Origin of the sequence: Streptomyces sp. NPDC004647 (genome assembly GCF_040609575.1) — a bacterium.
In the GTDB taxonomy this organism is placed as follows: Bacteria; Actinomycetota; Actinomycetes; order Streptomycetales; family Streptomycetaceae; genus Streptomyces.
Genome location: NZ_JBEXKU010000047.1, coordinates 1 through 12,893 on the forward strand (window position 1 = coordinate 1; position 12,893 = coordinate 12,893).

A 12,893-nucleotide genomic window follows, 5' to 3' on the forward strand; every position below is an offset into this window, starting at 1 on the left:
CAAAGGCAGCAGTGTTGAGCAGGCCATCAACCCCTATGACAGGGCTGTTCCCCTCCTCGGGCACATCTATGTGGGCATTACGGCTTGCTCCTTTCAACGGTGTTCCTGCGCTTGTAGGTCTCGGCGTCGAGAGTGCGGGGTCGTCCGCCGCTGCGGCCCTTTCTCTTCCGATTGGCCTGCTGATCGGCGCGCTCGGGGATCACAGCACGGATGCCGCGGGCCGCGAGGTCTGCACGGATCTGCTTGGAGGAGTACGCCTTGTCTGCGAGCAGCACCTTTGGTGTGGTGCGCGGCCTGCCGCGACCGAGTCGTGGGACGCGGATGTCGCTCAGTAAGAGGGAGAGGATCTGCGCGTCGTGGACCTGGCCCGGGGTGACGACGACGGCCAGCGGGCGGCCGTTGCCGTCTACGGCGTGATGGATCTTGGTTGTCAGGCCCCCTCGGGACCGGCCTATGGCGTGGCCCGCCGGCTCGCCCCTGGTCGCAGGATCTTTGCCCTCGCTGCGGCAGGTGGCGGCACCTGTGTCTTTCTCCAGCCGGGTTGTGTTCGTGGCGTGCTGGTGGGCCCGGTTGATTGTCGAGTCGACCGAGACCGTCCAGTCGATGCCGTCGGTCGAGTCCGCCTGGGCGGTCAGCTGCGCCAGAACCGTGTCCCAGGTGCCGTCAGCAGCCCACCTGCGATGGCGTTTCCATACCGTCTGCCAGGGACCAAACTCTTGGCGGGGCAGGTCTCTCCAGGGGATGCCGGTGCGGTACCGGAAGATGATCCCTTCGATGATGCGACGGTGGTCGGCGAACGGACGACCTGCCTTCCCAGCGTTGTGGGGAAGGCAGGTCGCCAGGCGTGCCCACTGCTCGTCGGTCAGCAGGCGCATGCGCCCGCTCGTGGTCACCGGGGCTGGTAGGCGGTGGCCAGCACGGAGACGGTTACTTGATCGGGCAGAAGGCCGTCATCGTTCAGGTCTGCGCGGCTCATGTGGCGTGCGCTTGGCGTCATCGCCACCAGGTCCAGGGCATCCGGCCTGCTCAGGGTCGCGTGGTACTCCACCTGTTCGGTGACGGCGGCCTTGAAGAAGGGGTCCAGCGCCCGGTGTAGGCGCTGTTCCTTGGCCGGGTCGATCGTGACCATTGCGGGCAGCCGGCCGCGCAGCTCGGCCAGGTGCCGCCCGGTGGGACGGACCACGATCAGCCGGCCGGTGGGGCGTAGTACGCGGTGAAACTCGGCCGGGTTGCGCGGGGCGAAGACGTCCAGCACGACATCGGCCACCGCGTCGGCCAGCGGGAAGGGACGGAAGACGTCCCAGGCCACCGCGGCGGCTCGGTCGTGGGCACGGGCTGCCGAGCGCAGCGCGCGCACCGATGTGTCCAGGCCCAGACCACGGGCGCCGGGCAGCTGGTCGAGTACGCCGGCCAGGTAGTAGCCCGTGCCGCATCCCACGTCCACAACCGCGGCCTGATCGGACACGGCATCGGCGGCCAGGCGGGCCGCGGCGTTGCGGACGGGCGCGTAGGTGCCGGTGGACAGGAATCGGTGCCGGGCCTGGACCATGGCTGCATCGTCGCCGCTGGTGGCGCGGGTGCCCGTCAGCAGACCGGCGTAGCCGTGGCGCGCGATGTCGAAGGTGTGACCCGCCGGGCAGCGCAGTGCGCCGCGGCCGGGATGCAGGTGACGTGCGCGGCACGTTGGGCAGCGCAGCAGGTCGAGGAACAGTTCGAGGGCAGGGGGAAGCGACTTGAGCACGAGGCACTCCTGGCAAGGGTGAAGGGAAGAGACCGTGCCTGCACGCGCGCTCAGAGCGTCACTGCCTCAGCGAGGACAGGAGCAGCATGGGAAACGCGGTTCACACGGAAGGCACGCCAAGGAGGGCGACGCCGTCCGGCATCGCCCTCATCGTCTTCCGGTCACAGGAAGCAGCAGTGCGGGGTGCTCATGAATGCCACGTCATGAGTCTACGAGCATCGGCGACGTCCCTCGTGCCCACCGGAGTTGGGAGACACGGCCTAGTCTGCATCAAGCCCGGATCGCGATCGACCAGTTCCCCGGCACCGAGCTCATTGTGGCGCCTGCCTCGAGGCGGTGCTCGGCACCAACCTGCACCACCGGGACAGGGACCGTGCACATGGAACAGATGAGCCAGTCACTCATCCCCGGCCACGGCTGGACGAAGGAGGTCGTCAGCACCGGCGCCAAGCCCCTGGCACACGAGTCGGAAGCGATCAAAGCGGGGCCACTGCTGTGGACCTCTCACCTCGTCGCAGGCGACGCCTCCGGCCTGTGCACCGCTCCCGACATCCTCAGCCAGCTCGACCATCTGTTCAGGCAGCAGGGTGTGATAACGCCCGCCGTGCATCCGCACGTACGCGCGACACCCGTCGGCCGACGCTCAGTGCTGGCCGGGGGGCGTCTCCTGCCAGTACCAGCCGTGGGCGGCCATGCCTTCCTTCGTCCACTGCATCAGCAGCCGCGCGCACTCTTCCGCCCGGGTCTCGTCACGGCCGCCGGTTTCGGCGAGAAACCGCAGCAGCGCCTTGGCGGCGGGCTTCTCCGCGTCGCAGGCGGCGCACAACTCTAGATGGATCGGCCGTCCATAGGCGTCGTCCTTCGGCGTCACGGCGCTGGTGATCAGGTCGCCGCGACAGCGTGAGCACTGCGGCAGCTTGTCGGATTCCTCAACCAAAGCCATGGAGTGCCCCTTTGCTCAAGACGTGAGCCTCCCACTCAAGACCCGCTGACCTGCCGCGTCAACTCCTCTGGCAACGGGCCGAACAGCAGATGCGGCCGCGCCGCTCGAAATCCGTTCAAATTGCCAGCCAGGCCCGGAGACGAAATCGTCCGTGGCGCCGATACCTGGCTATGCATGGACGGCGGACGCCTCAAGCCCGAGAAGCCGATGTGCTTGCGACGTGGTCATGCGCGGATCGGCCGTGACCTGCGACAGCGAGAGGACCTCTGACGTAGCCAGTTGATTGAGCGGTCGCATCGGGTGCGCCTGGCGGACGGCTTGGAGACGGTCGAGCGCTGATTCGGCCAAGCCGGTGATCCCATTACTGTTGGGAACGGCCGCCTCGGTCATGTATTCCTGTTGCCGTACGGGCTTGAACAGGAACTTTTCGCCACAGCCAGATGCGCCGCCGAAGCTTTCGCGCTGGCGCACAGCAGGTAGTAGCACGCCGCGATCACTGGAGGCTGGCTGATGCTGAGGGCCAGTTCACGGTCTGACATCTCGGCCAGCTCCGCTTCGGTGAGGCCGAATGTCCCCAGGACCGTTTGGGGGAGTGACGGGAGAGTCATGGCCTCTGACAGTTGCTCACGCTCGGAACCCAGAAGTCCCGGAAATATCCTCCGGACATGATCGCAGTAGTGCGCCGAACCGATTCCCGTCATGAAGTCGCGTTTGACGAATTCGACATCCTGCGGACCGCTTGGAGGAACGTCTCTCGCTGCCCAGTGCACGGCGAACTGGCGAAAACCTTGACGAAGTGATCGACGGTCATCTTCCCTCGTACGTCCCCCGCGGGAAAGTCCAGAAAAAGACGCCTTACGCCGGCGAGCATGTGCGTAGCGAGAGTGAATCGCTCCACGGCCTCATGGGACTCAGGGTTCATGCGCCCCGTCCACAAGGGTTCAAGTGCCGTATTAGCAGCTCACTCCAGGGTCTCGCACCTCTTGAAGAGCTCGAGGATCAACACCTCGCCAATATTTCCGGTGTAGGTCCTCACCCGCCCGTCGTTGAACACGCCGGGCAGTTCGGAAACGCAGGCGCCATCCCAGTAAGCCCGCAGGTGTCAGTATTCCACCTGACCAACGAGGCATAGGCGTCGCGATCGGGGTGTCCGGCCCTGAACGGGACGCGAGATCATGGAAGTAGTCCTGGAAGGCGGCTTCGCTCGAACCTACCCGGAGGAACGTCATGCCGTAGGAGGGGCGTGCGGCGGCTGTTTTCGGAAAGCCTTCTTGGTAGTGCCGGGCTACGGATGAGCCCCAAATACCCAAGAGGACCAGCAGGCGTTGAGCCTCGACCGGGGACACGGCTTCAGCTCGCGGCAACTGTGACAGGAGGCTGTTCATCTGCCTCAGCAGCCTGGCGAAATCACCGCTGCCTGAAATGATCGATGAGTTCAATGCTGGGAGAGCGGTTGTTGTCCATCGATCGATGTTTTGCGAGTTTCCGGGTCGCTCTTCCGCCGTGGGCCCTCGCGACCGGAGATGAGGCGTTCGCTGGGGCGCTCAGTGGATTGAATGCTGTTCGGAATCACGGCGACCCCAGACGCTGAGATGGGCCCCATCAGGGCGATTGGCTGCCCATCTTGCGAGTCGCCCCCGGAGGGAAACAAGAAACGGAGGAATGAATCCCCATTCTTCCCGGGAGACGGGAATATCCTCCTTCAACTAGCCCGTATTGCGGGAGCACGGCGTCGCAGCCCTCCGAGTGCTCTTGCTCGCGCAACAGCGACTAGCCGTAGGGGATTTGATGGTGAGTCAGCAATGAGAGAGATGCTCTTCCATCGTCTCGACGCGGAGGAACACGCTGCTCGGGAGTTGGTTGCCCGGCTGCGCGCTGAGATCGCCGAGACCGAGGAGCGGCTGGCAGCACTTGCAATCACGCGGCGTACTGCAGCGCAGCTTCTCGAAGAGGCGCCTCCTGGGAAGCCGACTGCGAGTGGGGGATCCGCCGAAGGCCGCGACGGGGTTCATGCACAGTCCTCCACGAATGGCGCTTCAGAAGCCACCGAGTCGGATGCAGAGTCGGCCCCCGGCGGGCAGCCGGGTACACAGCAGCGGCGCAGGACGGACACGCAGCAGGGTTCGAAGCTCTCTGGTCGACTTAGCGAGCTGAACCGGAAGGTAGTCACTCTGGTGGGCTCGGCAGATCGACCGATGAGCCCCAAGGACGTAGTCATCCCCCTCGTCGACAAGAGTGCGCCTCGAGCAGAGATCGAGCGGATGCGTCACCGGCTCAACCGCCTGGTGAATAAGGGATGCCTGAAGCAGGTCGGACCGGGCCTGTACACCGGGGCGGAGGTGGATCGATAAGTAGCAGCGCCTAGCAGCACGTCCGTTGCCGTGAAGGATCAGCACGGCGCTGGACGGTGAATTGGTGGTGCCGCCAAGGGATCAGTCTCGGCGGCACCGAGCATGTGAGTCCGGTTAGGGGCTTCTGCATGCCGTTTTTGAGGGTAGCCCACCGTCGGGCCACCTGTGGCGTGCTGAGCCCAATCCGTCCTGCCCGTACAGATGACGTGCGGGTTCCGGAGGTTCAGCAATGCATCGATCCCGGATCATTGACACCCGGGTAGAGACCCACGCCGAGCCCGTCCTCCAGACGGCTCAACGTCGCCACGTCCGGCCAGCTACTGCCGGCGAGGAGATTCGCGACCGCCTGACGGTTGACGCCACTGAGAGCGGCGACGCGTCGCAGACCCAGCCCCTGAAGGGTCATTTGCCTGGTCAGAGCTTGTGCGACCGCCTGCACCACCCTGGCCTGGGGCTGGTCAACGAACGTCGCCTCGGGCCAATTCTCCGGGTCCCGAGCCAGCTCCCGCGGCGGCCTACTACGGCCTCGCCCTCCGGTCATGCGCATGCGCTCCTGACTGTCGAAGTGCACACTCACGAAACAGGTGGCCACTTGTGTAGCCGCTTTTCGTGGTGTGTTCCTTTGGAGACGGCTATGAGCGGCGCGATCCTCGCAGACTCCTGCGGTCTCGCGACGTGTCGATCTTCAATTGCCCGGAACGTGCCCGCTCAGGGGCTACGGCTCAGCACCTGAGGGCGGGGCGCGACCGTCAAGCTGATCGTCGGGTAGGGCAGAAGGACATCGTTCGGCTCGAGGTCGAGGCCGGTGATCGCGCTCTGCTTGCTGGCGGCCGGGTACTGCTCGAGCTCCTTGATGTTGTGGACCATGACGGTGATGGCGGACAGGAGGGTTTGGGCGACGCGGCCACGGGGCTGACGCCTCTCGCGGGCGTGCAGGGCGGAGTCGACGGATTTCAGCCGCCCGTTCCCACCTTCGATGTGGGCGCGCAACGTCTGGTAGGCCAAGGCCCAGGAAGGTGTCTGCCAGGGCAGCTCCTGCCGTGTGCGGGGCATGACGTGCGCCTGCACGGTGACGGAGGACTGGCGGCAACACTTGGGGCGTTCGCCGAGAGGAATGGTCGGGGGCTCTACGGTGGGCCAGCTGGCGGGGTGCGCGGCGCGCTCCCTGCGGGCATCGAGGTTGATGCCGACCGGTACGGGCCCCTTGTTCGGTGGTGTGCCACGGCCCTCACGCTCCTGTGCCCGAGGGCAGTTGAGCTTGGCGATGGGGCAGGCGAACCGCTCGGTGCCGCGATCGTCGAGTGTGTCCTTACGGGTGAGTGCGTAGGCCTCGATCTCCTGCAGCCGCTCTCGAAGTGGGATGCGTTCACGCTCGTTCTTTGCGCTGCGGATCTGCGAGTACAGGTCGAGCAAGCGGCGTGGCGTGAGGGGCAGAAGAGTCGGCCGACTTTCGTGATCGCGCCCTGGTGGTGGCCTTCCGCCTTGGCGGAGGTGACCTGGGGCTCAGTGAAGTCGAGCACGGGCATGTAGCCGAGGGCTCGCATCGGCCGGTGGAAGTTCTCGGGGAGGAGCTTGGTGTAAGCACGGTCGGCCGCCGTGAAGCCACGGAGCTCGGTGAGCTGCGCCAGCACAGCGCTGACGTAGTGGGCGTGGCGGCCCATGTCCTTCTCGGGCGTGTGCAGCACCATGCCGAGGATCAGCTGTGGGTAACGGCCGGCTCGGTCCGGATCGGCGTGGGCAGCGATGGCGAGCGTGGCGCTGTAGCCGAACTCCCGGTCGCCACCTCCCTTGTAATGCCAGTTGGCGCTCGCCTCCAGAGCGGAGCGCTTGCGTGTCTGGGGACGGGCCCAAGTTGGCACGCAGGTGGTGTCGATCGCAGTGTCTCCGCGCCAGTGACGCATCAGACCTTTCACGAAGGCGATGCGGACCGGGGCGGTGACCAGCCGGTTGGCGAGCTCTTCCAGACGGCGGAGCGCAGGCTGCCCGTGTTCACCGTTCCACTGAGCGGCCACTTTGCGACCTGCCGCCCTGGGAAGCCGACTGCGGCGCTGGTGCGGTGCAGCGTCCAGCAGCCGGTTCATGCGGGTCCAGGCGCGGTGGAAGCGGTTGTAAAGCGCGTTGACCGCATCCTGGTCCTCGATGTCGCAGGTTGGAATGAGAGGTGGGCGCGCAGCCGCTCGCTGGTGCCGAACGTCATGATCTCGAAGGCGTCGTCGAGGTTGCTGCTGGTCCTCTCGTAGCTTGCGCAGACCAGACCAAGCAGAACCAGACGGACGGGGTAGCCGGGCGGGCCCGGGAGCCCTTCAAACTGTGCCTCGATCATCTCCACGACGCCGCTCTGGTGGAGCGTGCGTCGAAGCTTCATAACCTTGCCGTCGGCCATCTCGGACGGCTCGTGTGAGCGCGGGTACGGGCGGCGGGGGTTTTGCTCCGCCCAAGGGTGGAATGGGCGGCTGGCCCCCTGCGGTCCTCACCTCGACCGCACCCACCGGGCCGCTCCGCAGCCCGATCCATCGCGGGCACTCGCGGCAAGGTCGAGCGGAGATCACAGCCGAGCAAGTCCCCCCGGGCTGTCCCGAGCTGTGAGGCACCTGGCCACGCTCTGGGACCGCGTCCCTTCTCCTTGGCCGCACGAACATCTTCCCCGTGCTCCCTCAGCGCCTGCCGGGCCGCTGGCGCCACGCCCGCCTCAATTCGCTGTGTATCCATTGATATTGGGACTTGCGGCCATTGAAGCAGCGTTGAGTACGTTTTTCACACCGTAACCGAGCAGGTCTCTCCGGCCGCCTTCCCGTGACCTGACCTGCCGGCTTCCCCGCTGCCACGTATCTCCGCTCCTTCCTGCCTGCCTTGAAAGGGCTTTGCCATGCCTACTCCCGAGACCCCATCCGCTGCTGCCGGCCCACTGCAGTGCTTCACCGTGACCGTCCTGCTGCATGTCGGCCAGAACTCGCCTCCAGCTGTCGAGGAGTCCTTCATCGGCTGCCCGATGGCGGAGGTGACCACCAGCGCCGGACAGGTGCTCCGCTTGCGTTTCGAGGAGGCGGAGGACCGCAGCGCGGCAGACGCCGCCGTCTGGGTGGGGGCCTGGCAACGGCCAGACGACCGCAGGCAATGGTGGCCCGACCACGTGCGGCCGATCTCGGCCGGGGACGTACTGCGAGTCGAGGACGAGGCCGGCCGAGCCGCGCGTCTGGCGGTCGGGACTGTGGGCTTCGAGGACGTTGCCCCACCGGATAGCACCGTTCCCCTGCAGGTCACGACCCCATCCCAGCCGGTGCCACCAGGGGTCTGACTGCCGCACATCCGGGATGGGTCTACCCACATCACCCCGGGTCCGCGCGCTCCGTGGGGGCAGCCCCGGGCCGCCCCCACAGCCGCACCTCTCATGCCCACTCACTCCGCACGCGTGCTCCGCACAGGTCGGCCCTGCCATCCCCACCCCGCGGCACAACGCCGCCGACCTCAGCACGTCGCCACCAACCGGCATGCAGATAGCCGCCGGGACTTGAAAGGCACCCTCCGTGGCCACCAGCACTATCAGTCCCCCTGCCCACCCCTGTACCACCCCCACTGCGCACGCACCTTCCCCGCAAGGCCACCGCGTGGCAATCGCCGCCTACTTCGAGCACGCTCGCGCAGCCCGCTCCCGGCTCCTTGCACCTCCGGCCTTCAGCGACGGTGACACCCTCGTGTGCGCGACCAACATCGTCTGGGAGCGCTACGCCGGAAGATGGACCGTCCCCGGCGAGCCGGAAGGCATCACCGCCGACGACGACGTCATGCGCGCCTGGTGGGCCAGCGACAACATCCGTCGCTACGGCCGGCCGACGTACATCACTGCCCCCGTCCTTCACCGGCTCACCCCCGGAAACCTCCATCGCATCGATGCCCCCCTCTACATCGACACCTGCGATGGAGCACCCGTCAACCGCGAGCGCCTGCGCCAGATCGTCAGCCACCTCTACGGCGCGAGGACCATCAGCGCCTTCTGGGCCGAGCCCACGGGCGCCGTGATCGTGCGCTCTTCCCTCCTGGGCGACGCCCTGTTCACCCCCGCCGCGGAGTAGACCCAAGCGCCCGGGCCGGGACGACCCTCCGGCCCGGGAAACGCGGTGTGCAGCCGCCCACTCCGTACGGTCTCTCCCGCCGGGCGCCAGAGCACCGCACCGGCACCGCAGACAATTCGCGTGCTTCCCCGCTCGACGTTCGCCGCCTGCCCGCCGCCGACCCTCACCGCCGCCCGCCTCCAGACCGGCGGACAGGCGTACCGGGACTTCCTCGCGGTCGGCTCCGCCACCATCGCCAACGCTCTGCACACCGCGCGCCGCGCTGCTGATGGCGCCGAACGCCTCCGGATGCGCGAGGCGCTCGATGCCCTGGAGCGGCATCACGATCACGAGGTGCCCGCTTGGGTCGTGGTCACCACCGCCAACCTCGACACGCACCCGGACGCCGAGTTCACCCCGGAGGCGCGCTCGTATCGGCGCAGGGCCCTGGAGGAGCATCGGGTTCGTCGCCAGAGCCAGGAATCGCCGACAGTCTCCTCAAGGATGTCCTCGATGGTAACGATGATGGCCGTGCTGCCGGGACTCGAGGCGCCCGCCGCTGGCTCCGTTACGGATGGCTCCCTTACGGATTGATCAGGTCGGCGACGGCGAACTGGTGGGTGAGGTCCAGCAGTAGCCGGTTCGCGGCCTCGGCGCGGCGGTGCGGGAGGGCGACAAGATCGTTTACGGGGGCCTCGGTCGTGACGAAGGCGGCGGCCAGCGTCGGGATGCTGCCGTCGAGCACGATGCTGCCGTCGACCTGTTCGTCATACGGGCCGTCCCGTTCGGCCAGGGCCACGGGGCTGTTGCTGATGATCTGCGCACGGAACTGGAGAGGGCCGTCGGCGCCCCGGAGACCGGCGTTCAAGGCGGCCGCGGTCACGAGGTCGCGCACGGCGCTTTCCAAAGAGAGCTGGGGCAACAGGGCGGGCTCGTTTCTGAGTGGGGGCGGGGGAAGTGGCGTTCAATGCGCCGGCGAAGGATCCGTCGTGGTGGAGTTCAATGTGGGCGCGGGCGCTTTGGCCGGTGTACGGGCGGTGGGCGGTAAAGATCGAACGGCGCAGCCCCACCACGGGAGAGAGGTTCGTCAGTTGCTTGCGGAGCAGGCTCTCACTGCCGGAGGGGAGGACCTGCAGGATCTCGCTCATGATCGGGTCTGCGGCCGACGGGTTGACCACCGGAGCTGTTTCGCCGGTGACGATGATCCCGCCGCCTGCGCGACAGCCACACCGCCGGTGGCAGAGGTACGCCAGTGGGCCCGGAGCCGGGCATGGACGTGCCACTGCGTGGCCGTCTCCGCAGCGAGATCTGGGACGCCTGGCATGCGGCCCACGCCCCGGCAGAACCGGTCAGCTAATCCGTTCACGCCACGAGCGCGTGCCCCCGGCGGCCTCGGCAGGGTGAAGACCCGGGCATTCGACAGACGACAGCCGTCCGGGCCGCTACCGTCGCCCGTATGACCGCCACTCCCTCGCCCGGCGCCGACCAGTCGCCGTACGAGACGTTCCTGGCCCAGCTCGGCCGTGAGGCGACCGCGGACGAGTGTGAGCAGTGGGCACGCGAGCACGACAGCGACCCCGACGTGCCACGTGCCCTGACCCAGGCCGGATGGGGCCGGGCCCGAAAGGGCGCCCCCGAGGAAGCATTCGAGCTGTTCCGCGACGCCCGTGAACGAGGCGGCGACCAGGCCCGCGATGCCCAGGTCGGCCTGATCGAGATTTTGTATGAGCTGGGCCGGGCCGAGGAAGGCGACGCAGCGCGGGACGCACTGCGTGCCGAACTGGACCGCTCCTCTCCTCCGGACCTGCGGATCTACAACGAGATAGTCGAAGTGCTGTCCGAAGCGAGTAGCCCGCAGCCGGAAGCGGCTCTGGTCTGGTGCGAAGCGGCCCTGGCCCGAGCCGGTGAAGTCGGTGAAGATGACGAGACCGCAGCCGAGCACCGGCACGATCTCCTCCTCAACCGCAGTCTCGTCCGAGAGCAACTTGGCCTCGAGCCCGATGAGTTGGACCAGGCCGTCGAAGCCCAGGCCGACGCAGAGGCACTGGAGGTCTTCGACCAGCTTCAGGACGCTGCCGACGGTCCCGTCGACGGTCTGGTGCTGCGCTGGACACGCGGGGACTTGCCGCAGGTCCGCCAGCGTTGGCCGGAGACGGCTGTCGAGTACGGCACCGACTACGACACCTACGCGGCCAGCCTCCAGCGCAAGGGGCGTGAGTACAGCACCGGCGGCGCCGTCCACGTCCGCATGGTCACCGGCACCCTCGCCGACTACGACGTGTACGCCAAGCGCACCGGCCACGATCCAGACGACCCGGAGACCCGCGTCCGGTACATGCGGTGGCGCGACAGTGAGTTCGACCACGAGACACTGTTCTGGCCGCCGCCACGAAACGGTCCATGCTGGTGCGAATCAGGCCGAAAATATAAGAAGTGCTGCGGGACGCCTGCGCGGAATTGAGCCCAGCGCCGTCGCGCAGATCGTGATCGTCGTGCAGACCCTCTTCGACGCCGCGCGTACCCAGGGCACCGAGGTGCGCCTCGCGCCCGTGGCGGTGCCGGCGTACTGGGACGGCCTGTCTTCACCAGGGATCCTGAACTGGCCGCTCTTCTTGAGGCGCAGGCCGACCAGGGGCGGGCGCTCGGTCAATTGCACCTCGCCTGAAACTCCGCGACGGGTGAGAACTTCGAGCACGTTGTCGGCCACCTTGAGGTGATCCTCGCGCGTGCGGCGAGCGGCCGCGACCGCGTCGAAGGCGTAGATCAGCCCGGCTATTTCCTTGCGTAACGGCCGTCCGGTGTCGTCCGGGACGCACAGGTCCCGATATCCGTCCCGCCCAGGCGTCGGAGAGCCGGTTCAGGAGCTGGGCACAGTCACTTTCGTGACCGTATGCCTGCTCAGTGGAGCGGATCAGGTGGTTGGAGTTGATCTCGCGGCTGCCGCGGGCAAGGGACTGGAGCAGCACAAGAGCAAGTTCAGGAGTGGAAAGCTCGCGGATCAACTCAGGCTCAACTGGTCCGGATATACGGCGCGAACACACGCATTGACGCTAGCACCTCAATGCGCGGGAAGCCGGTGCACTTCTGCCTACTGTGGCGGGCCGCGCCGGGGGTCTGTCTCCTACTGTGCCCGGAGGCGTACCGTCGAAATCCGTCCCCCGGGACCAGCACTCCCCAGGCCGACCGACCCAAGCGAAGGAACCAGCGCGTGACCGACCCCGACGCTCACCGGCCGGAGCCGCGCCGCGCCGAGTGCCCCGACTGCCACGCCGGGCCCGGCTACGACAACACCCGCGTCATGACCGTCGGCACAACAGGACTCACGGAAACCTGGCATCTGCCGGACTGCCCCCAGCACACTGTGGACCGCATCCTCCTCGAGGACGGTGCCCGGCGCGTCGAGGAACAAGAGGCGTGGGCACGGGAGGCATTTCCCGCGGCTCACGAGCGTCTTCGCGCCGCTGCCGCCGGCATTGCTGACGACCCGGCCGCGGCGCCATTCGTCGCTGCCCTGCTCCAGCTCGTCCAGACCCAGGCCGATCGACCGGGGCGCTTCGTCGTCCTCGACGAATGGGCCCGGATCCTCGACCAGCACTTCCCGCCGCCCCAGCAACCGGACAGCGGCCGCGGAGACGGAACCACGCGATAACGCACCCAGGAGCGACGGGCTCAGCAGAGCCCGGCCGCGGACGCCAGTGCCCTCCGCCCGTCGCTACCCGCCCCAGTGCCGCCGTCCCCGGCCCACGCCGAGACGCATGCGCCGTCGTACCTGGGCGACTGGGTGACCACCAAGGCCCGCTGGGACCTGG

General features: G+C 67.4%; 14 protein-coding genes and 1 pseudogene. 6 read left to right on the plus strand and 9 right to left on the minus strand.

Going from position 1 to position 12,893, the window contains the following annotated elements; all coding sequences use genetic code 11:
* Nucleotides 1-86: 86 nt before the first annotated feature.
* The 4 genes and pseudogenes from ABZW18_RS21075 to ABZW18_RS21090 form a co-directional block, all read right to left on the minus strand.
* Nucleotides 87-893: pseudogene (locus ABZW18_RS21075) on the minus strand (IS5 family transposase); the annotation flags it as partial.
* Nucleotides 890-1,741: a methyltransferase domain-containing protein gene (locus tag ABZW18_RS21080; protein ID WP_356189519.1), complete on the minus strand. Its 852-nt coding sequence runs from the start codon at nucleotides 1,739-1,741 to the stop codon at nucleotides 890-892. The gene ABZW18_RS21080 and the pseudogene ABZW18_RS21075, both read right to left, overlap by 4 nt.
* A gap of 643 nt (nucleotides 1,742-2,384) precedes the next feature.
* Nucleotides 2,385-2,684, minus strand: coding sequence for a DUF6300 family protein (locus tag ABZW18_RS21085; protein WP_356189521.1), 300 nt, complete (start codon nucleotides 2,682-2,684; stop codon nucleotides 2,385-2,387).
* A gap of 168 nt (nucleotides 2,685-2,852) precedes the next feature.
* Nucleotides 2,853-3,155, minus strand: coding sequence for a hypothetical protein (locus ABZW18_RS21090; RefSeq protein ID WP_356189523.1), 303 nt, complete (start codon nucleotides 3,153-3,155; stop codon nucleotides 2,853-2,855).
* A gap of 1,331 nt (nucleotides 3,156-4,486) precedes the next feature.
* Here ABZW18_RS21090 and ABZW18_RS21095 point away from each other — a divergent pair.
* Nucleotides 4,487-5,035 (plus strand): hypothetical protein, encoded by a 549-nt coding sequence (locus ABZW18_RS21095; RefSeq protein WP_356189525.1) that lies wholly within the window; start codon nucleotides 4,487-4,489, stop codon nucleotides 5,033-5,035.
* Nucleotides 5,036-5,258: 223 nt separating this feature from the next.
* Here ABZW18_RS21095 and ABZW18_RS21100 read toward each other — a convergent pair whose 3' ends face one another.
* The 3 genes from ABZW18_RS21100 to ABZW18_RS21110 all read right to left on the minus strand — a co-directional run bounded on the left by ABZW18_RS21100 (nucleotide 5,259) and on the right by ABZW18_RS21110 (nucleotide 7,418).
* On the minus strand, nucleotides 5,259-5,576 hold the full coding sequence (locus tag ABZW18_RS21100; protein ID WP_356189527.1) for a helix-turn-helix transcriptional regulator: 318 nt from the start codon (nucleotides 5,574-5,576) through the stop codon (nucleotides 5,259-5,261).
* A 167-nt stretch (nucleotides 5,577-5,743) separates the two neighbouring features.
* Nucleotides 5,744-6,448, minus strand: coding sequence for a hypothetical protein (locus ABZW18_RS21105; RefSeq protein WP_356189529.1), 705 nt, complete (start codon nucleotides 6,446-6,448; stop codon nucleotides 5,744-5,746).
* 664 nt (nucleotides 6,449-7,112) lie between these two features.
* Nucleotides 7,113-7,418: a hypothetical protein gene (locus ABZW18_RS21110; RefSeq protein ID WP_356189530.1), complete on the minus strand. Its 306-nt coding sequence runs from the start codon at nucleotides 7,416-7,418 to the stop codon at nucleotides 7,113-7,115.
* A gap of 483 nt (nucleotides 7,419-7,901) precedes the next feature.
* Between ABZW18_RS21110 and ABZW18_RS21115 the strand changes: the two genes are divergently transcribed.
* From ABZW18_RS21115 to ABZW18_RS21125, 3 genes are all read left to right on the plus strand, one after another.
* On the plus strand, nucleotides 7,902-8,330 hold the full coding sequence (locus ABZW18_RS21115; protein WP_356189532.1) for a hypothetical protein: 429 nt from the start codon (nucleotides 7,902-7,904) through the stop codon (nucleotides 8,328-8,330).
* Between the two features lie 310 nt (nucleotides 8,331-8,640).
* Nucleotides 8,641-9,105, plus strand: coding sequence for a hypothetical protein (locus tag ABZW18_RS21120; protein WP_356189534.1), 465 nt, complete (start codon nucleotides 8,641-8,643; stop codon nucleotides 9,103-9,105).
* Nucleotides 9,106-9,225: 120 nt separating this feature from the next.
* Nucleotides 9,226-9,678: a hypothetical protein gene (locus tag ABZW18_RS21125; protein ID WP_356189536.1), complete on the plus strand. Its 453-nt coding sequence runs from the start codon at nucleotides 9,226-9,228 to the stop codon at nucleotides 9,676-9,678.
* Here ABZW18_RS21125 and ABZW18_RS21130 read toward each other — a convergent pair.
* Nucleotides 9,668-9,979: a hypothetical protein gene (locus ABZW18_RS21130; protein WP_356189537.1), complete on the minus strand. Its 312-nt coding sequence runs from the start codon at nucleotides 9,977-9,979 to the stop codon at nucleotides 9,668-9,670. The genes ABZW18_RS21125 and ABZW18_RS21130 overlap by 11 nt on opposite strands.
* A 561-nt stretch (nucleotides 9,980-10,540) precedes the next feature.
* Between ABZW18_RS21130 and ABZW18_RS21135 the strand changes: the two genes are divergently transcribed.
* A complete protein-coding gene (locus tag ABZW18_RS21135) occupies nucleotides 10,541-11,545 on the plus strand; it encodes an SEC-C domain-containing protein (RefSeq protein ID WP_356189539.1) in 1,005 nt (334 codons plus the stop codon).
* Here ABZW18_RS21135 and ABZW18_RS21140 read toward each other — a convergent pair.
* A complete protein-coding gene (locus ABZW18_RS21140) occupies nucleotides 11,498-11,791 on the minus strand; it encodes a hypothetical protein (protein ID WP_356189541.1) in 294 nt (97 codons plus the stop codon). The genes ABZW18_RS21135 and ABZW18_RS21140 overlap by 48 nt on opposite strands.
* Nucleotides 11,792-12,292: 501 nt before the next feature.
* Between ABZW18_RS21140 and ABZW18_RS21145 the strand changes: the two genes are divergently transcribed.
* Nucleotides 12,293-12,733: a hypothetical protein gene (locus tag ABZW18_RS21145; protein ID WP_356189543.1), complete on the plus strand. Its 441-nt coding sequence runs from the start codon at nucleotides 12,293-12,295 to the stop codon at nucleotides 12,731-12,733.
* Nucleotides 12,734-12,893: the final 160 nt, after the last annotated feature.

What these genes read in the sequence shown, in the direction of transcription:
- ABZW18_RS21085 (WP_356189521.1), bottom strand. Translation starts at nt 2,684, where the DNA reads ATGGCTTTGGTTGAGGAATCCGACAAGCTGCCGCAGTGCTCACGCTGT.
- ABZW18_RS21095 (WP_356189525.1), top strand. Translation starts at nt 4,487, where the DNA reads ATGAGAGAGATGCTCTTCCATCGTCTCGACGCGGAGGAACACGCTGCT.
- ABZW18_RS21100 (WP_356189527.1), bottom strand. Translation starts at nt 5,576, where the DNA reads ATGACCGGAGGGCGAGGCCGTAGTAGGCCGCCGCGGGAGCTGGCTCGG.
- ABZW18_RS21110 (WP_356189530.1), bottom strand. Translation starts at nt 7,418, where the DNA reads ATGGCCGACGGCAAGGTTATGAAGCTTCGACGCACGCTCCACCAGAGC.
- ABZW18_RS21115 (WP_356189532.1), top strand. Translation starts at nt 7,902, where the DNA reads ATGCCTACTCCCGAGACCCCATCCGCTGCTGCCGGCCCACTGCAGTGC.
- ABZW18_RS21135 (WP_356189539.1), top strand. Translation starts at nt 10,541, where the DNA reads ATGACCGCCACTCCCTCGCCCGGCGCCGACCAGTCGCCGTACGAGACG.